The organism is Ruegeria sp. HKCCD6426 (assembly GCF_057221115.1).
The window spans coordinates 216213-233487 of the sequence record NZ_JBWVBF010000005.1; the positions used below are offsets into that span (position 1 = coordinate 216213).

Consider the following 17275-nt stretch of genomic DNA (forward strand, 5'->3'; position numbering starts at 1 on the left):
GATCGTTCATTGAGGCAAATTATGTGTTGACCTACAAAATGCAGTAATTTCGTTGCAATAACCAAATTTCCGAAAAGGAACACACTGAATGATTGCCTACGTCACCGTTGGTGTTGACGACATCGCTCGCGCGGAGCGTTTTTACTCTGCGTTCCTGCCAGCCCTTGGTTACGAGCTAGAAGAGTTTCATGGAGACCTGAGCTACGTGCTGCCCGTAGAGCCGGACCAGTCTTTTGTTATGCCGGACTTCTACGTTAAATCCCCCTTTGATGGACGTCCGGCCTCGGCTGGAAACGGTACTATGGTTGCATTCGAGGCTCGCAATCAAAAGCAGGTTCGTGACCTTCACTCCGCTGCTCTTGCCGCAGGCGGTTTTGACGAGGGCCAGCCGGGCTTCCGTGCCTCGTATGGATCTCAATTTTATGTTGGCTACCTTCGCGACCCTCAAGGTAACAAGATCGCTTTGTTCTCCAGCGATCCAGACGAACCCGGACGAGACGGATAACGCGGGTTTCGTGGGTGACAAAAGCCGTTCGTTGCGATGGAGAACATCGGTACAATGAGCTCGTCTCTAACCTTAGATGCACAGTGCTTGAACGGCTGGACTTGTTCCGACCTGTTATCTGGGTAGCATATGCAATGGACATGCCAGCCCAAGTGCCATTGGTGGGATCGAAGCGCAATTCTCATGGAATGGAGCTTGCCTGCGGGGCGTAAACTCACGTCATTGGTACGGTAGATCGGGCGAATGCCTGTGACCTCAGGAGCCGGTTCTGTATTTGACCAGCAGTTGATCTAATCGCGGCGGGAGGAATCGAACCTCTGAATTCTACCTTGCGAAGACCATTGCAGGTAGCCAAGCTATTGACTTCCTTCAAAGGAATGCTGTTTTCTGAGATGATTAGCCAGCTTGGATCAGATTCGCCAGTTTCATTGACCAAGGGGCACTACCTGCATAGCCCCGGCAGATACCCTGGCCCGAGTTAAAAGCCAGGTCGTTCTTTACTGTATTACCCCAAATTCAATCCATTTATGCACGATGAAGAGTCCTGCCGTGGGTTAAGCCATTCACTTTCTCCAGGATGGCATCCGCATCAATGCCGTGGTGGCGATAGAGATCGCCGATCGTTCCGGTCTGACCAAAATGCTCAACCCCCATTGGAATGGTCTGATGTCCAAGCACGGCCCCAAGCCAGGAAAGCGTCGCAGGATGTCCATCAATAACGGTGATCAGCTTGCAGTGAGGCGGAAGGCCGGACATCAGAGTTTCGACGTGGGAACGTGCCGCCAGATTGCCGCGCGAACGCGCCCGTTGTGCGGCCGTCCACCCGGCATTCAACCGATCGGCCGAAGTCACAGCCAAGACACCAATATCCCGGCGACCTTGGCCAATCATGCCTGCGGCCTTGATTGCCTCCGACGCGACTGCACCTTGGTAAGCAATCACAACCTCGCAATTTGGCCCCGGCTTGCGCAGCCAGTATGCACCGTCAACAGCACCCTGACGAAACGCGTCATCCACGCGATTGCCCGGTTGTTCAATCGGATTGGTTGTCAGGCGCAAATAGACTGAGCCGCCGGTTTCGTCGCGAAGCCACGTGCGCTCGTCCGGTTGCCCTTCGCCATCACGTTGCAGGTAATCGAAGGCCCATTCCATAATCACGGCCAGCTCATCAGCGAAGGCCGGTTCAAACGCGGCCAACCCGTCCTGGCTCATCCCGATCAGCGGTGTGCCAACGGATTGATGCGCCCCGCCTTCAGGTGCCAGTGTAACGCCCGATGGCGTGCCGACCAGCATGAAGCGCGCGTCCTGATAACAGGCGTAGTTCAGAGCATCGAGCCCGCGGCTGACAAAAGGATCATAGACGGTGCCAATCGGGATCAATCGCTTACCGAACAGGGAATGCGACAGACCCGCCGCGCCCAGAAGCAACATGAGATTCATCTCGGCGATGCCCAGCTCGATATGCTGCCCTTCCGGTGTAAACTCCCACTTCGCAGTCGATGGGATGCGGTGCTCAATGAAGGCGTCGGCTTGCTCGGATCGGGCAAACAGCTTGCGCCGGTTCACCCAGGGACCAAGGCTTGTTGTGCCTGTCACATCTGGGGAGGTTGTCACGATGCGCTCGGCCAATTGGCTGTCGCCCTTTGACAGATCGTCAAGGATCTTCCCAAACGCCATCTGGGTCGAGATTTCCCGACTGGTGTCGATTGCGATCGGCGGCACATCCAGCTTGTCATCAAAACAGCGGCGCGGACCTTTGGCAAAGAACGGCGTGTTCGCCAGAAAACCTTTGAGCGCGCCTGGGTTTTGCACAGTTGAAAACGGCTCCCATTCTTCTCCTTGAGGCACGCCCATATGGCTCTGCCATGTAGAGAACTGGCTGTTATTCATCAGCCCGCCGTGATTGTCCTTGTGACCTGCAATGGGTGTTCCCCATCCTTTGACGGTGTAGGCCAAGAAACACGTGGGACGATCATGATCGATTGCGGCAAATGTTTGGGCCATGGTCTCGACGCAGTTGCCGCCAAGGTTTTCCATCAAGGCAGAGAGTTCTGCATCCGTGCGCCGTTCAATCAAGGCGGTCACTTCCCCTTGATCACCCAGATCGTCCATGAGGCGCTGACGCCAGACCCCACCGCCCATGAAGGTCAGGGCCGAGTAATCCTGGTTGGGGCAAGCGTCGATCCAGTCGCGCAGGCGGTCGCCTCCGGGTTCTTCAAAGGCCGCACGTTGGAGGACCCCGTATTTCACACGGACGACATCCCAACTGAACGCATCAAAGATTTTTTCGATCCGTTCAAAAAGCCCCTCGCGGACGATACCGTCCAACGATTGACGATTGTAGTCGATTATCCACCACGTATTGCGCAGGTCGTTCTTCCAGCCTTCCTGTAACGCCTCGTAAACGTTGCCTTCGTCCAACTCCGCATCGCCAACAAGTGCCACCATGCGTCCCATTGGGGCGTCCGAGCCCCATCTTTTGGCCTTGATGTAATCCTGAATGATCGAGGCAAACGAGGTTATCGCGACACCCAAACCAACTGACCCGGTCGAGAAATCAACGTCGTCGATATCCTTGGTCCGGCTGGGATAGCTTTGCACACCGCCAAATCCGCGGAAGTTCTCCATCTTCTCTCGGGTTTGATTGCCCATGAGATAGTGCATCGCGTGAAAAACCGGCGACGCATGGGGTTTGACCGCAACCCGGTCCTCGGGGCGCAAGGCCGAGAAATAGAGCGCGGTCATGATCGACACCATCGACGCAGACGACGCCTGATGACCGCCGATCTTGATCCCATCCACCTTGGGCCGCACATGGTTGGCATGGTGAATCATCCAGTGCGACAACCACAGCAGGCGTTGTTCAACGATCTTTAGCTGGGTGGGATCAATGTGCATGGCGGTCTCCGGGTTCAGGCGGCGCTGCGGGCAGGATAAGGCAGAGCTTGCTCTAGGTCTGCAAGGATATCTTCGACATCTTCCAGCCCGACAGAGAGGCGGATCAATCCATCGCTAATCCCATGCTCGGCCCGCTCTTCCGGCGTGTATGTCGAATGGGTCATAGATGCCGGGTGCTGGATCAGTGTCTCGGCATCGCCCAAGGATACCGCGCGCTGGATCATGCTCAGGCGGTTCATGAATTCAATCCCACCGGACAGGCCGGATTTGACTTCAAAAGCAATCATGGCACCGGGTTGGGACATCTGGCGGAGTGCGACATCGTGCTGAGAAAAGCTCTCGAGCCCGGGGAAATAAACCGCGTCAACAGCGGGATGTGCTTCGAGGAAATCAGCAATTACCTTGGCGGACGCACAATGACGATCCAGACGTAAGTTCAGTGTTTTCAGCCCACGCAAGATCAGCATCGCGTTGAAAGGTGCCATCACCGCACCGGTCATGTCCTTCATCCCGACAAGACGGATTTCTGCAATCTGCTCGGCGTTTCCTACCACCAGACCAGCGACAACATCGCCATGCCCACCGAGGTATTTCGTGGCGGAGTGCAGAACGATATCCGCCCCATGTTCGATTGGGCGGGTCAGATAAGGGCTGGCATAGGTGTTGTCGACCACGACCTGAGCACCAACTGAATGCGCGACTTCGGCGCTAGCAGCAATATCCACCAAGCGCATGTTCGGGTTGGCTGGTGTTTCGAAATAGACAACGCGGGTTTTGTCAGAAACGGCTGCTTTCAGGTTCTCGGGGTCTGTCATGTCAACATGGGTGATTGTGACACCCCACTTCGCCAGACCGTGACGCATGAAGGCGAAGGTGCAGCCGTAGAGTGTTTTATCCACGATCACCTCGTCACCCGGCGACAGCAGTGTCCAAAGTACCGCCGTAATCGCGCCCATTCCACTGGACAGGGCCAGCCCCGCCTCAGCCCCTTCCAACACGGCGATACGACGTTCCAGAAGATCGCAAGTTGGGTTCGAGATACGGCTGTAGATATGGCCTTCACGCTCGCCTGCGAACATCTCGCCACCCGCTTCGGCCGTCTCGAATGTAAAGGTGGACGTCAAGTGAAGCGGTGGCGTCAGAGCGCCGTCGTTCTCCAGCGGATCGTAGGCATGGTGGATGGCGCGGGTGGCAAATCCGGTCGGTTGTGTCATTGCAAGCTCCTGATGCGTATTGAGACTAGATTACGCCTTTACATCAGGCGATTGATTTCAAATTATACTAACAGGCGCAGAGAAATTAGCAGATTATGCCAATTGTGAGGATGTAATGGACGCTAAGGACAAGCAGATTATCCGTGCGCTGCAGCGGGACGGGCGTATGACGAACCAGAATCTCGCTGACGAGGTGAACTTGTCTCCGTCACCGTGTTTGCGCCGGGTCAAGAACCTCGAAGCCAGCGGGATCATAAAGGGATACAATGCCGATGTGGACGCTGCCGCATATGGGATGGCCATTACTGTCTTCGTGCGTATCCGGTTGGAGCGGCATAATGAAACGGATGTACAAAACTTCGAAAAGCGCGTTCGGATGATCGACGAAGTTCTGGAATGCCACGTGCTGACCGGAGCAATGGATTACCAGTTGCGGGTTTTAGTGTCGGATCTCGAGGCCTACGAGGATTTTATTCGAAACCGAATTCATCCGATTGGTGGGATAGCTTCGATCGATACCAGCTTTGTCTATGGAACGGTCAAGAAAACAGCGGTTTTTCCGCCCTGATGGAAAGCTTGGAGGCCGCAAGAGAAACACACAAATTCCCAAACATGGCAGCTGTATGGTTTTCTTCCCGCAAATAAATCGCCGCGCCCGCCTTCAATGTCAGTCTTGAATTGGGCACCCAAATCCTTGTCTTCCCGATCAACCCAAATTGGTTAAAAGGTCAAAAGCCTTGGATCGATTATCGTGAGAGGGTCAGGCACAACCTCATCATCTGCCATGATATGGAAGAGAAAAGCTCACCGTGTCGTTTCTTCAACAAGTGCGTGCACAGCGCACGAGATTGGTCAGTACGGTCTGCGACGCTATCATCGACTACGCATCGGGCGAAGTTTGCTTCGCGCGGGATGCCGCCCGTCTACTCAGCAACCATCTGTGCAGAGGGCGTGGACATAGAAATTGCCTGTTCCTCTACTGTCATGTCCTCCTCTATACCTTCAAATAAAGGTGTCGAGAGATAACGCTCGCCTGTGTCGGGCAGCATCACCAACATGACGGACCCTTCCGGCGCTTTTTCCGCGACTTTCATCGCAGCCGCAAAAGTGGAGCCGCCGGAAATACCAATGAAGATGCCTTCCTCGGCGGCGAGGCGGCGAGACCACTCAATTCCTTCGTTGCCTGGAATTGGGATCAATTCGTCAAAGTAAGTCTGATCAATTGCCTCTTGCAGCACCCAGGGGATGAAGTCCGGCGTCCAACCCTGGATCGGATGCGGCTCGAAGTTTGGATGACTTTCGGTCGGCTGATGGGCCTCGTTTCGGGTGTTTACGTAGCCCGAGCCAACAATGGCCGCGTTGTCCGGTTCAGTCAGAATAATCTTTGTGTCGGGGCGCTCTTTTCGAAGAACACGGGCAACGCCCGAAACAGTTCCGCCGGTACCGTAGCCCGTGATCCAGTAATCAAGCTGTTCCCCTTTAAAGTCGGCGAGGATTTCCTGGGCGGTTGTGGTCTCGTGAATAGCGGCGTTGGCGGAGGTCTCGAACTGGCTGGCCAGGAACCATCCATTCTCCTCGGCCAGTTCTTTTGCCTTTGTGTACATACCGAAGCCTTTCTGGGCCCGCGGCGTCAACACGACCTTCGCGCCCAGAAAACGCATCAACTTCCTTCGTTCCACTGAAAAACTATCGGCCATGGTAACCACAAGCGGGTATCCTTTGGCCGCACACACCATAGCGAGGCCGATCCCGGTGTTGCCCGACGTCGCCTCGACAATGGTTTGACCTGGCTTCAGTCGACCCTCGCGCTCAGCTGCCTCAATGATGTTAAGCGCCAATCGATCCTTGACAGACCCAGCAGGGTTAAACGCTTCGACCTTGACATACACCTTCACATGCGTCGGCGCGATCCTAGTAATGCGGATGCATGGCGTGTCGCCCACCGTGTCAAGAACGCTGTCAAATAGGCGTCCCCGCCCCTTTGTATTTCGGATTGCCATGATATTCCCCCTGTTCACTATTTGGGAAGGGTGCCACAAATCGGGCTAAAAATATACGTCCCTAGTGTGCCGCCTGTGCCCCATCCCAGTGTTGACAACGCATGACCGAAGACATCGAGGTGATGGTCGATCAGGTATTGCTGAAACTTGGCTGGAAGGGCTCGGACAATCGACAGTTACTCGACAGGTGACCAATTCGGGCCGGGATCGTAACCAGAGATTTCGGCAGTTAGATCGAGTGTCTCCGGGCCGAAATCCGCCTCGTAGACGATGCCGTTTTCGCCCACGAGAAAGGAATGGATACCCGTTTCTCCGTAATCAGACGGTACTGCCAGCAAGGCATGTCCCGCAACGAACCGATCCCCGACAAAGTACGAGTAGGCACCACCGGGGGCGTTCGACCCCTGCTCCTGCAAGATTGTGTAGTAGTAGCCAAGAAAGGGTTCCGCGTCATAGTCAGCCTCACCGTCGCTCCACCCCGAGGCGGCCGCACGTGCAAGCGCTGCACCGACGAAGCTGTCTTCTTCTGGCCAGAAAAGTCCGTTTCGCGATCCGGGGTCGGAAATGATCGTCTGAGCAAATTCCATGGCGCCATCACCATTGTGATCCACCAGCCGGAACGCCGCCTGAAGGTCGACATAGGCCTCAAGCATTTCGATCACTTCCAGTTCATTCAAACCGATTTCGCGGGCCGAAAGCTCTTCGATCCCTGCTTCAAGATCATATTGCCAACCGTCTTCCCCTTGCAGAATTGGGATTGGGAAAGGCCAACTGTCCTCGCCCAGTAGAAGAACAACCCCATCATCCTCGGGCTGAAAACGGTACCCCTCAGCGTACATGCCAAGCACTTCCTGCCTTCTTTCCCGGTCTTCCGCCGGATCACCCGTTCCGATCACATCTTCGGCCTCGGGTCCGAAAATCTCGAGCAACTTGCTCTGATCATTTGCCTTCAACGCTTCGACAAAAGCGTCCAAAGCGGCCTGCGGAGTGTCAAATCGGGCTCCGTCCGACAGCGCCGGGCCGGTGGTCGCAGCAAGCAGCAAAATAGAAAAAACCGAATTACGCATATTACCGTCTCCGCTTGCCTTTTGCGGCGTGCCCACGTTTGGACGCGCTATGAGTTCTGCTGCCTGACGCATTTTTTTTCATCGCCCGCCCCTTGGACGCGGTGGGTTTACGCTGGGTCGTTGAAGCCTTCCTTGCCTGAGGCTTCTTGGCCGTCTGCGGTCTTTGTGCGACAGGCTTTTTCGCCGCATCCGGACGTTTGGTTCGGTCGACGGCCTTCTGCTTGGCGGCAGCCTTATCTCGATCAACGTTGCCCCGGTTCGCCAGAGCGCCACCGGCGACGGCCCCTGCCCCTGCGCCGACTGCAACCGCCGCCGCGCCATCCCGGCTAATGTCCGCGGCACCGGATTCACGGCTCAACTTTGCGCGCAGTTCATCGGTGCGTCCCTCGGGGCGGTTGACCGGCATATCGCCACGACCACCTTCGGGCCTCTTGTGATCCGAGATTTTGTCTCGGGCTTGCTGTTGACGGTCAGGATCGGGTTTCCATTCGATATCGGTACGATCGCCAAGATCAATATCATTGCCTATGTTGACGTTGCCATCGACGTCTATGTCGATATCCGGGTTTCTGTATATCGGGCCACCGCCCCATCCACCGCAATTTCGGCATCCCCAGTAACCATACCAATCGTCGTCGTCGTCAAATATCTCATCGATCAGGGCCACGGTGCCAAAAGTCAGCAACGCCGCGCCCACCACGTCTCCGGTAGAGGGGCCAGTATAAACTGTCTCGGGGTTATATTGCGGGACGTACACTGTTTCGGGCTCTGTCGGCGTGATTACAATCGTGTCGTCGTTAGACACCTCGACGGTTTGCTCGGGCCCAGAAACAAGAGCACCGGTGTCAATCGCCTGATCCCGCATGACCTGAACCGCGTCCATCACATCATCGGATTGGGCCAGCATCGCAGTGCCCATTGTCTCGGTCCAATCAATATGTGTGGCCATCTGACCAACAACTTCGGGGAACGCTGTCGCCAATACACTTACAGAAGGATCCCACCCCATTGCTTCGATTTCCGGCTCAAGCTCTGCGGGGTCGCGGTCGGCATTGTCTAACAAATAGCGCTCTGCCTTCACAATTTCCAACGGCTGCGTGGCCGCGACGAAAATTTGTATCAGCAACGTGTCGGGATAAAGAGCCACCGGGGCGACCAAAGTTTGCAGTTCAGCATCAGTAAGAATATCGGATGAGGTCGCTGAGGCGTCTTCCGTTGCAGCGGCGTCATCGGATGCCTCTTGCGCAAACAGAGCAGTGGATGCGCCAATACCGAGCGAAAATATTAGATATTTGAACATATTGCGATCCTTTAATTTCTCAAAGGATCACCCAAAACTTCGATTCTTGCAATCGAACAGCCGAAAAGACCGCTATGGGCCGTTCTGGCGACTTGGAGACTTCAGTCAAAGCTGAAAACCTGCTTATTCTGTCACGCTGTCTCCGTAGGATTAAGATCGTCAACACTGTCGTGAAATCAGATAAGGTCTTGAGTAGAAGGGAAATGTTGGCTCTTGCATAGAGGATTCACAATAAGGAGGTAGAAGCCGTGAGGGCTAAAAAGGCATTATGTTCGGCCTTGGTTGCGACTTGTTTTTTCGCTCTTACTGGTTGCGCGCAGTCCCTAGAAGTGGATCAAGTAACGGTAGACGAAGCAATGGCGCTATTGAACTCCGGTCAGGTTGATTCACTTGGCGTCTCTCACAGTGGCTGGATTAATTTAACGAAGCTGATGGGACAGTTGTCGTGATCCGTGCTTCGAAAATTGGCTATCCACAGGAAATAATTGCGGGTTGTTCAAACTGTGACGATGTCTCTGTCTGGATTGAGTAGACGACAAATAGGAACGTATCCGGCGGCAAGACGGATCTATAATTTCGCACGATACTTCAACAAGGACACAAAAGAAGAGTATCCAGCGTCGTTACCGCGAAGATTTAATAGTCAACCTAATCGAATTGGTTGAGAAATCGGATGCTCAACGGATACGAGCCGTCACGGTGAGCAAGTTGTTTCCCAGATTCAACGAATTCTAACGGTGCTGCCCCAGACAACGAGTGACTCCGCTAGTCAACTGAATTTGCCATAACGAATTGTAATTATGTATTTAATTGGTCGGAGTGAGAGGATTCGAACCTCCGACCCCTGCCTCCCGAAGACAGTGCTCTACCAGGCTGAGCTACACTCCGACCGTGGCGGGTGATCTATACCTGGCGACCCTGATGTGCAAGAGGGATTTTGCTGTTACACCGCGTGAGAATACGTGCACAAGCGCGTGTGTGACACCTGACGAGGACATGGGCGAATTAATCGCTTCAACTCAAGCTGAATTCCTGTTGCGATCCCCAATGCAAGCAACGTTTCGATAGAAAAATCCGTTGACATCAGAGGATACCGAGGCGAGAGGGCATTGATTTTCTTACCCTCACAAACCGGATCCCCTCAGCCAAAGGCCCTTGAGGTCGAGCGAGCAGAATGCTGCAAATGGTATTCAACCTTGTTGCCTGCGATAGAGGGCTCAAACGGTTATCCACGGGCTGCGCTCGTATAGCACTTCTAAAAAACCAGAACATCGGAGAAGGTTGGAAATTAAGTCAGCTCATCCCAGAGAAACCAACCTTGTGTCCTATTGCCGCGAAGTTGGTAAGGCCTGCCGCACTGGAGTAGTTTGGCGTCACCTGATACCCAGACGGGCTCGTGTCTCAGACACGTTCGCTTTGCCGACAAACGAATTTCAAGTCGTTTCATCCGTTTACGGCAACAGACGATCTCTACCGCCCGCATTCAATACCCAGCATTCTGTTCCTTCAAATACCGCGACGGTCAGCGCATGCCCGTAGCCCGCACCAGTATCAAGGTTGATACGGTTTCCGTGATGTTGGGGTTTCGAAACATGTGAATGCCCATGCACAACAAGCCAAGGGAATTCGCGGCGGTCATCCAGGAATTCATCGCGAATCCAGATCAAGTCACCCGGATCTTGCTCCTCCAATGCGATACCGGGTCGGACTCCGGCGTGGACAAAAAGAATCCCGTTTTCCTGATGGTAATTTTCCAAGCTGGTCAACAAGTCGATATGAGCTTGAGGTACTACCTTTTTGGCTTCAGCGTGGACCTGGTATATTCGATCACCTTCAGCGACCTTGATACCATACGAATTCAAGGTCTCGACACCGCCGACGCGAGGATGCAGCCAGTGATAACCGACCAACTGTCGCGCATCAGTACGTGGATAGTCCTCTAGGAACATCGCGCACATTTGGTCGTGATTGCCCCGCAGAAAAACCCAGTTCCTGCCACTGCCCTGCCCCTCGATCAGCAAATCCAGAACTTCGCGGCTATGCGGTCCACGGTCAGTGTAATCGCCCAAAAAAACGACCTTAGCGTTCGGACCGCCATCTCTTTCAACCCGAGACAGCGCATCTTCAAGCATCCCCAACTGACCGTGGATATCCCCGATGGCATATATCGGTTCTGGCATGGTTGCCCTCTTTTGCTTTGACCTTCGACCGCCCTGAAACTGGACTTAGCTCGTCCACTCGATGTGGAATTCTTCACGAAAAGCAAACCGAGCAAGATGAGATTCAATGACCCCTTGCCATCTAGCCAAGTCACCTCTTGGACCGGTTTCAGCCTTCAGCTTCAGACCGGAGTAATCTGCTTGCATTGAAACTCGGTTACCGCTGGCAAAGGATACGGTTCCACGATCCGCATCGAAGGAAACTTCGGCTTTATGCGACCAATGTTTGCAAAGCTGCTGCATGTATTTGCTGGCCGAAGCCGTTCGGGCAATCCCTGACACTGCCTGATCCGGCAACAGCGCCAGGGCTGCATCAGCTGCCCCGCGCACTGCCCTGGCAAACAAGGTCACATCGATATTGGTCGCCAGAAAGGTTACGCCCAGTTCCAAACATTTCCGCTGCATTGCAGGGTCCAGCGTCAGGATACCCGCCGCTTTGCCGGCAGCGACGATCCGTGTCAGCGCTTCTAATACCGCTTCGACCACTTCGGGGTGACCAGCATTACCGATGTGACCCATATCTGCGGCCAGATCTGACGGCCCGATAAAAACACCATCCACATCGGTGGCGAGAATATCATCCAGGGCTTCCAGTCCCAGCCGGTTTTCAACCTGAACCAGTAAACAGACTTCTTTATCCGCCGTAGTCAGATAATCCGGAATCGCCGCGAAACGCGAGGCGCGCGCCAAGGCAGATCCTACTCCGCGTACGCCATGTGGCGGATACTGAACAGCCCGGACCAAATCCCGCGCCTGATCCCCGCTTTCGACCATGGGGACCAAAATGCTCTGAACGCCAGCGTCAAGGTATTGCTTGATCATCCACGTCTCGCCGATGGGCAGGCGCGCAACCGGATGACTGCCGGTGCCTTCGATAACCCGTACCTGTTCCAGAATCGAACGCAGATCGTTCGGCGCGTGTTCACCATCGACCAGCAGCCAATCGAACCCAGAGGTCGAGGCTATTTCAGCCGCATAGGTATCGGCCATTCCGATCCAGCAACCAACCTGAGGCTTCCCGGCTTTCAACGCGGCCTTGAACGCGTTTATGGGGGCGGGCATGGGCACGCTCCTTTAAGCAAATTTGATATTGACCGATCCGAACGATCCGAAATCAGTGTGGATTTGGGTGCCCGAAGGGCATTCGACGGGCCGGATAAAACTGCCCGACAGGATCACCTGACCCGGTTCGATACTCTGACCATACTGCGCCATGCGGCGGGCTAGCCAGACGACGCTCTCAACCGGGTCGTTCAGCACACCTGCACCCAGGCCTGTTTCCTCAATCTCGCCATTGCGGAAAGTCATCGCACCGACCCATCGTAAATCGAAAGCATCGACCGCATGACGGTCTGCGCCCAGCACGATGCCGGCATTGGCGGCATTATCGCTGATCGTGTCAAAAACGGTACGCGCCTTGCCGGTTTCAGGGTCAACCCGTTGAATACGGGTATCAAGGATTTCGATGGCCGGAGCAACGTAATCCGTAGCTCCGACGATATCCTCGCGGGTGACATTTTCACCACCCACCGGCGCCTTCATGACAAAGGCAATCTCAGCCTCAATCCGCGGTTGGATAAAGCGGCCCGCCGGAACGGTACCTCCGTTGTCAAAGACCATGTCATCAAACAATATCCCGCTGTCAGGAATGTCGATGTTCAGCGCATATCGCATTGCCTTCGAAGTCAACCCGATCTTCCATCCGATCACTTGGCGTCCCTCGGCCAGCTTCTGGCGGTAGATGGCATTCTGCACCTCATACGCGTCATCCATTCCAATTTCGGGATGGCGCAGGGTTAGCAACCCGATCTGTTTCCGCGAGCGTTCAGCCTGAAGCAAGTCGGCCGCGGCGCGTGCGTGATCCTCGGGTGTCATACCTGTTCATCCTGGATGCTGTTGCGCAAGGTCCCGATACCTTCAACCGATATTTCCACCACGTCTCCCGGAACCAGATATTTTGGCGGATCGAACCGCGCACCTGCGCCTGTCGGCGTACCCGTGACGATGATGTCCCCGGGCTGAAGGGTCATGAAGGTTGAGATGTATTCGATCTCGCGTCGGATCGGGAACATCATGCGGTTGAGCGTGTCGTCCTGGCGAAGTTCACCGTTCACACGGGTCTGAATGCGGGCGTCATCCAATTGTGCTGCATTGGTGAAGGGCACCAGCCATGGGCCGATCGCACCCGAATTGTCCCAGTTTTTGCCTTGTGTGACGTTGAACTTGGCGTGGCGCACCCAATCGCGGATCGTGCCTTCATTGCATAAGGTCAGCGCGGCAATATGGTCAAAAGCGTCAGCCTGCGAAATTCGGCGACCTGCCTTGCCGATTACGATGGCCACCTCTCCTTCGTAATCCAATGTGTGGTTTTCCGGAGGGCGGATCAGTGGACAGTCATGGCCTGTGAAACCACTGGCAAAGCGCGGAAACAGAGACATGTATTTTGGCTGCGCACTGCCATCCTTATATTCCGCATTGCGGTCCGGAAAATTCACGCCGACGCATAGAATGCGGCGGGCATCCGGCATCACCATCTCGTAGGTGAAGTCCGTATGCGATATGGGCTTTCCGTTGGCGACCTTGGTCAGCTGGTCGAACTTACCGGCAGCAATCACCTCAAACAGGCTGTCGTGATCCGGGAAATCGCCGTTCAGTGCAATCGCGCCCTCGTCGGTGATCGCACCGAAAAAGGATTCACCATTGGCGTTGAAAGTTGCAAAGCGCATTATGCCTCCTCGTCGGCGTTTATTCCGCCCATGCACAGGTATTTGAGTTCCATGAAGTCATCGAGCCCGTAGCGCGAGCCTTCGCGACCGAGGCCGGACATCTTGACGCCGCCAAATGGCGCCTCGGCGGTGGAGATCAGCCCGGTGTTGATGCCGACCATGCCATAATCCAACGCCTCGGATACCCGCCAGACCCGCGCCATGTCGCGCGAGTAGAAGTATGAAGCGAGGCCGAATTCGGTATCGTTGGCGGCGGCCACAACCTCGCTTTCGGTGTCGAACCGGAACAACGGGGCGACGGGGCCAAAGGTCTCCTCGGTCGACACCGCCATCTGCGAGGTGACCCCGGTCAGGATGGTCGGTTCGAAGAACGTGCCGCCCAGTTCGTGCGCCTTGCCGCCCAGAGTGACCTCGGCCCCTTTGGAGGTGGCGTCCGAGATATGTTCGGCCACTTTCTCTACCGCCGCTTGATCGATCAGCGGGCCAAAGACGATGCCCTCGTCAAAGCCGTTGCCGGTGGGCAGCGTTGCCACCTTGTCGCGCAGCCTGGCCGCAAAAGCGTCATAGACCCCGGACTGCACATAGATCCGGTTGGCGCAGACGCAGGTCTGGCCGTTGTTGCGGAACTTGGCGATCACCGCGCCTTCGACAGCGGCGTCCAGATCAGCATCGTCGAACACGATGAAGGGCGCGTTGCCGCCCAGCTCCAGGCCCAGCTTCTTGATCGTCGGTGCGCATTGCGCATAAAGCAGCGCGCCGATCTCGGTCGAGCCGGTAAAGGTCAGCTTCTGTACCGTCGGGTTGCCGGTCATCTCGCCGCCAATGCCGCGGGCCGAGCCGGTCACAACCGAGAACAAGCCCGCAGGCAATCCGGCGCGTTCGGCCAGAACCGCCAGCGCGATGGCCGAGAACGGTGTCTGGCTGGCCGGTTTCAGAACCATCGAGCAACCCGCCGCCAACGCGGGGCCCGCCTTGCGGGTGATCATCGCGTTGGGGAAGTTCCACGGCGTGATGGCGGCAACAACGCCGATCGGTTGCTTGACCGTCACGATCCGCTTGTCTGGCGCGTGGCCAGGGGTGACGTCACCATAGGCGCGACGGGCCTCTTCAGCAAACCACTCGATGAAGCTGGCGCCATAGGCGATCTCGCCCTTGGCCTCGGCCAGCGGCTTGCCCTGTTCGGCGGTCAGGATGGCGCCCAGATCGTCCTGGTTCTCCATCATCAGCTCATACCAGCGGCGCAGGATCTGGCAGCGCTCTTTCGCGGTGCGTTTGGCCCAACTGTGCCGCGCGGTCTCGGCGGCGGCAATGGCCTCGGCGGTCTCGGTGGCGCCCAGATTGGGCACATAGCCAATGACCTCCCCCGTGGCCGGGTTGGTGACGGCCAGACCAGAGGCCGGATCAGCTTCAATCCAGCGCTTACCCACCAGCGCGGCCTCGCGCAGCAATCCAGGGTCTTTTAGTGTGATCATGTCCACCCCTTACGGTGCAATGATGGGTGAAGCAGCCAATTTGGCCTCATTCACGTCAACACCTACAAAGGATGTGCCGTGTTCGAACCAGCTGCGTGGCGCAGGCGCCCCCCAAAGTGTCTGGCGCTGCGGGTCTTTGAGATCCCATTTGATCGGCTCCAGATCAGGGTCAACAGTCTGGTAATCCGAGCAATAGATCTCGATCCGGTGACCGTCGGGATCAAGGATATACAGGAAGAATGCATTGGAAATACCATGCCGCCCGGGCCCGCGTTCGATGTTGTCGACATATCCAGTGGTCGACATCAAATCGAGCAGGTCGATGATGTTCAGCGGTGTTGGCACCCAGAAGGCTACGTGATGCATGCGCGGGCCTTTGCCATTGGTAAAGGCCATGTCATGCACGCCACCTTTTCGGTGCATCCAAGCAGCCCACAGGCGCTTGCTGTCTTCGTCTTCGGTGTATTCCGTCACGCGGAAGCCAAAGTCGCTGTAGAAGGCCACACTGTCATCAACACTGGTCGAAAAACAGTTGAAATGGTCAATCCGCAGCGGCTTTACCCCGCGATAGAGCGCGTATTTCTGATGGATCGGCTCGAGCCGATCCATCTTGTGATAGAATTCCAACGGAATCCCCATGTTATCCGAGGTCAGCAGCGTTCGTCCCTGATAGGGGCGTTCGACCCATTCGGTTGAGCGTCCTTTAGACTGGAAATATGCCTCAGCCCGGTCCAGATCCCCTTCGTCGAAGGTCTTGAACCCCATCACCTCAACAGTGCCCGGCTGATCGGATTTCTGCAGGATAACGCAATGGTGACCGCGTTCCTCCATCGCGCGCAAATAGACATGACTGTCACTTTCATCCGAAACCTGCAGGCCCAGTACGTCGGAATAGAATTTGCGCGAGGCAGCCAGGTCACTTACATTCAGACAGACATGGCTCAGCCGGATGGTATTGAAATCGGGGTACAAATTGGGAGCTGGAACGGGCATCTAAGCCTCCTGCTATACTGGGAAAATGACGTTGGTCTGGCCAGTGCCCGAGCTGGGAAAATACTCGGTCACGACCTCGCATTTCTTGTTGTAGGCGTCCCAACCCAGCGCTCCGTACAGCATCGACGTGTCATGCATCGAGCCTTCGCCGCAGCAGAAGTTGGCATAATCGCCCAGCATCTTGAGGAAAGTAGCATGATCGCCGTTCTTCCACATCTCAAGCACATGCAGATCCATCTGACGATTGAATTCAGAGCTGATGGTGAAGGTGCCGTTATTGGCGGCATAGTCCTTATTCGCCCAGATCTTGTGCGACAGCGAGCCTGAGGCAACTAAGAGCACCTTTTCATCGCTGGCTTCAACCGCCTCGCGTATCGCCTCACCCACAATGCGACTTTCATCGTGGCTGTGCACTGTGGCCCAGGCAGCAATCGAGACGACCTTCATGTCGTGCTCGCGGCTCATGAACCGCATAGGAACCAACGTGCCGTATTCCAGTTCCAGACTGTCGAGGTGATGCGCCAGAGTATGAACGCCCTTATCCGACGCGATTTTCGCAATCGCGTCGCCCATGTCCGGATTGCCCTGATAGGAATAAGGCAAATCCTGAATGAACTGCGGGAATTCGTTTGAGGTGAACAGACCTTCGAATTTTTTATTGGCGTTGATGTGAAAGCCTGCGTTGATCACCCAGTGTGTGTCGCAGATGATCACCGTTGTGGCACCCAGCTCTTTCGCACGGCGGGCAATTTCCCGATGGCCATCAATGGCCGGTTGGCGCGTGCCTTTGATCGGTCCCTCCTGCTCGGACATGAGCAGGGTGGGCACGTGGGTCATCTTGGCAGCAAGGACGATTTCTCCCATGGTCTCCTCCTGGAGTT

At 55.6% G+C, this 17275-nt stretch carries 14 protein-coding genes and 1 tRNA gene; 2 read left to right on the forward strand and 13 right to left on the reverse strand.

Going from position 1 to position 17275, the window contains the following annotated elements; all coding sequences use genetic code 11:
- Nucleotides 1-88 precede the first annotated feature (88 nt).
- The gene (locus tag AC2TDA_RS15960; protein WP_480879672.1) at nucleotides 89-505 is read left to right on the forward strand and encodes a VOC family protein; all 417 of its coding nucleotides are present in this window, start codon (nucleotides 89-91) and stop codon (nucleotides 503-505) included.
- A 525-nt stretch (nucleotides 506-1030) separates the two neighbouring features.
- Here the strand turns inward: AC2TDA_RS15960 and AC2TDA_RS15965 are convergent.
- Both AC2TDA_RS15965 and AC2TDA_RS15970 read right to left on the reverse strand, forming a co-directional pair.
- Entirely contained in the window at nucleotides 1031-3403 is a 2373-nt protein-coding gene (locus AC2TDA_RS15965) for a 1-deoxy-D-xylulose-5-phosphate synthase N-terminal domain-containing protein (protein ID WP_480879673.1), read from the reverse strand.
- 14 nt (nucleotides 3404-3417) lie between these two features.
- Nucleotides 3418-4617: a methionine gamma-lyase gene (locus AC2TDA_RS15970; protein WP_480879675.1), complete on the reverse strand. Its 1200-nt coding sequence runs from the start codon at nucleotides 4615-4617 to the stop codon at nucleotides 3418-3420.
- 115 nt (nucleotides 4618-4732) lie between these two features.
- On the opposite strand from AC2TDA_RS15970, the gene AC2TDA_RS15975 reads away from it, so the two are divergent.
- Entirely contained in the window at nucleotides 4733-5185 is a 453-nt protein-coding gene (locus AC2TDA_RS15975; RefSeq protein WP_480879676.1) for an Lrp/AsnC family transcriptional regulator, read from the forward strand.
- 355 nt (nucleotides 5186-5540) lie between these two features.
- Here the strand turns inward: AC2TDA_RS15975 and cysK are convergent, their stop codons facing one another.
- The 11 genes from cysK to hpaD (AC2TDA_RS16030) all read right to left on the reverse strand — a co-directional run bounded on the left by cysK (nucleotide 5541) and on the right by hpaD (AC2TDA_RS16030) (nucleotide 17258).
- Nucleotides 5541-6617, reverse strand: a complete 1077-nt coding sequence (cysK, locus tag AC2TDA_RS15980; protein WP_480879678.1) for a cysteine synthase A — start codon at nucleotides 6615-6617, stop codon at nucleotides 5541-5543.
- Nucleotides 6618-6793: 176 nt separating this feature from the next.
- A complete protein-coding gene (locus AC2TDA_RS15985; RefSeq protein WP_480879679.1) occupies nucleotides 6794-7684 on the reverse strand; it encodes a DUF2950 family protein in 891 nt (296 codons plus the stop codon).
- A gap of 1 nt (nucleotide 7685) precedes the next feature.
- Nucleotides 7686-8984 (reverse strand): DUF3300 domain-containing protein, encoded by a 1299-nt coding sequence (locus AC2TDA_RS15990; RefSeq protein ID WP_480879681.1) that lies wholly within the window; start codon nucleotides 8982-8984, stop codon nucleotides 7686-7688.
- An 811-nt stretch (nucleotides 8985-9795) separates the two neighbouring features.
- Nucleotides 9796-9872: transfer RNA gene (locus tag AC2TDA_RS15995), tRNA-Pro, on the reverse strand.
- A gap of 563 nt (nucleotides 9873-10435) precedes the next feature.
- Complete coding sequence (locus tag AC2TDA_RS16000) at nucleotides 10436-11164, reverse strand: metallophosphoesterase family protein (protein ID WP_480879683.1); 729 nt, start codon at nucleotides 11162-11164, stop codon at nucleotides 10436-10438.
- A 45-nt stretch (nucleotides 11165-11209) separates the two neighbouring features.
- The gene (locus tag AC2TDA_RS16005) at nucleotides 11210-12265 is read right to left on the reverse strand and encodes an aldolase/citrate lyase family protein (protein WP_480879685.1); all 1056 of its coding nucleotides are present in this window, start codon (nucleotides 12263-12265) and stop codon (nucleotides 11210-11212) included.
- A 12-nt stretch (nucleotides 12266-12277) separates the two neighbouring features.
- Nucleotides 12278-13078, reverse strand: a complete 801-nt coding sequence (gene hpaH / locus AC2TDA_RS16010) for a 2-oxo-hept-4-ene-1,7-dioate hydratase (RefSeq protein WP_480879687.1) — start codon at nucleotides 13076-13078, stop codon at nucleotides 12278-12280.
- A complete protein-coding gene (locus tag AC2TDA_RS16015; RefSeq protein ID WP_480879689.1) occupies nucleotides 13075-13929 on the reverse strand; it encodes a fumarylacetoacetate hydrolase family protein in 855 nt (284 codons plus the stop codon). The genes hpaH and AC2TDA_RS16015 overlap by 4 nt, the downstream gene beginning before the upstream one ends.
- Entirely contained in the window at nucleotides 13929-15401 is a 1473-nt protein-coding gene (locus tag AC2TDA_RS16020; RefSeq protein ID WP_480879691.1) for an NAD-dependent succinate-semialdehyde dehydrogenase, read from the reverse strand. Before AC2TDA_RS16020 ends, AC2TDA_RS16015 begins: the two co-directional genes overlap by 1 nt.
- A gap of 9 nt (nucleotides 15402-15410) precedes the next feature.
- Nucleotides 15411-16394, reverse strand: coding sequence for a 3,4-dihydroxyphenylacetate 2,3-dioxygenase (hpaD, locus tag AC2TDA_RS16025; RefSeq protein WP_480879693.1), 984 nt, complete (start codon nucleotides 16392-16394; stop codon nucleotides 15411-15413).
- A 12-nt stretch (nucleotides 16395-16406) separates the two neighbouring features.
- Complete coding sequence (gene hpaD, locus AC2TDA_RS16030; RefSeq protein WP_480847184.1) at nucleotides 16407-17258, reverse strand: 3,4-dihydroxyphenylacetate 2,3-dioxygenase; 852 nt, start codon at nucleotides 17256-17258, stop codon at nucleotides 16407-16409.
- Between the last annotated feature and the right edge of the window lie 17 nt (nucleotides 17259-17275).

What these genes read in the sequence shown, in the direction of transcription:
- AC2TDA_RS15960 (WP_480879672.1), top strand. Translation starts at nt 89, where the DNA reads ATGATTGCCTACGTCACCGTTGGTGTTGACGACATCGCTCGCGCGGAG.
- AC2TDA_RS15965 (WP_480879673.1), bottom strand. Translation starts at nt 3,403, where the DNA reads ATGCACATTGATCCCACCCAGCTAAAGATCGTTGAACAACGCCTGCTG.
- AC2TDA_RS15970 (WP_480879675.1), bottom strand. Translation starts at nt 4,617, where the DNA reads ATGACACAACCGACCGGATTTGCCACCCGCGCCATCCACCATGCCTAC.
- AC2TDA_RS15975 (WP_480879676.1), top strand. Translation starts at nt 4,733, where the DNA reads ATGGACGCTAAGGACAAGCAGATTATCCGTGCGCTGCAGCGGGACGGG.
- cysK (WP_480879678.1), bottom strand. Translation starts at nt 6,617, where the DNA reads ATGGCAATCCGAAATACAAAGGGGCGGGGACGCCTATTTGACAGCGTT.
- AC2TDA_RS15985 (WP_480879679.1), bottom strand. Translation starts at nt 7,684, where the DNA reads ATGCGTAATTCGGTTTTTTCTATTTTGCTGCTTGCTGCGACCACCGGC.
- AC2TDA_RS15990 (WP_480879681.1), bottom strand. Translation starts at nt 8,984, where the DNA reads ATGTTCAAATATCTAATATTTTCGCTCGGTATTGGCGCATCCACTGCT.
- AC2TDA_RS16000 (WP_480879683.1), bottom strand. Translation starts at nt 11,164, where the DNA reads ATGCCAGAACCGATATATGCCATCGGGGATATCCACGGTCAGTTGGGG.
- AC2TDA_RS16005 (WP_480879685.1), bottom strand. Translation starts at nt 12,265, where the DNA reads ATGCCCGCCCCCATAAACGCGTTCAAGGCCGCGTTGAAAGCCGGGAAG.
- hpaH (WP_480879687.1), bottom strand. Translation starts at nt 13,078, where the DNA reads ATGACACCCGAGGATCACGCACGCGCCGCGGCCGACTTGCTTCAGGCT.
- AC2TDA_RS16015 (WP_480879689.1), bottom strand. Translation starts at nt 13,929, where the DNA reads ATGCGCTTTGCAACTTTCAACGCCAATGGTGAATCCTTTTTCGGTGCG.
- AC2TDA_RS16020 (WP_480879691.1), bottom strand. Translation starts at nt 15,401, where the DNA reads ATGATCACACTAAAAGACCCTGGATTGCTGCGCGAGGCCGCGCTGGTG.
- hpaD (WP_480879693.1), bottom strand. Translation starts at nt 16,394, where the DNA reads ATGCCCGTTCCAGCTCCCAATTTGTACCCCGATTTCAATACCATCCGG.
- hpaD (WP_480847184.1), bottom strand. Translation starts at nt 17,258, where the DNA reads ATGGGAGAAATCGTCCTTGCTGCCAAGATGACCCACGTGCCCACCCTG.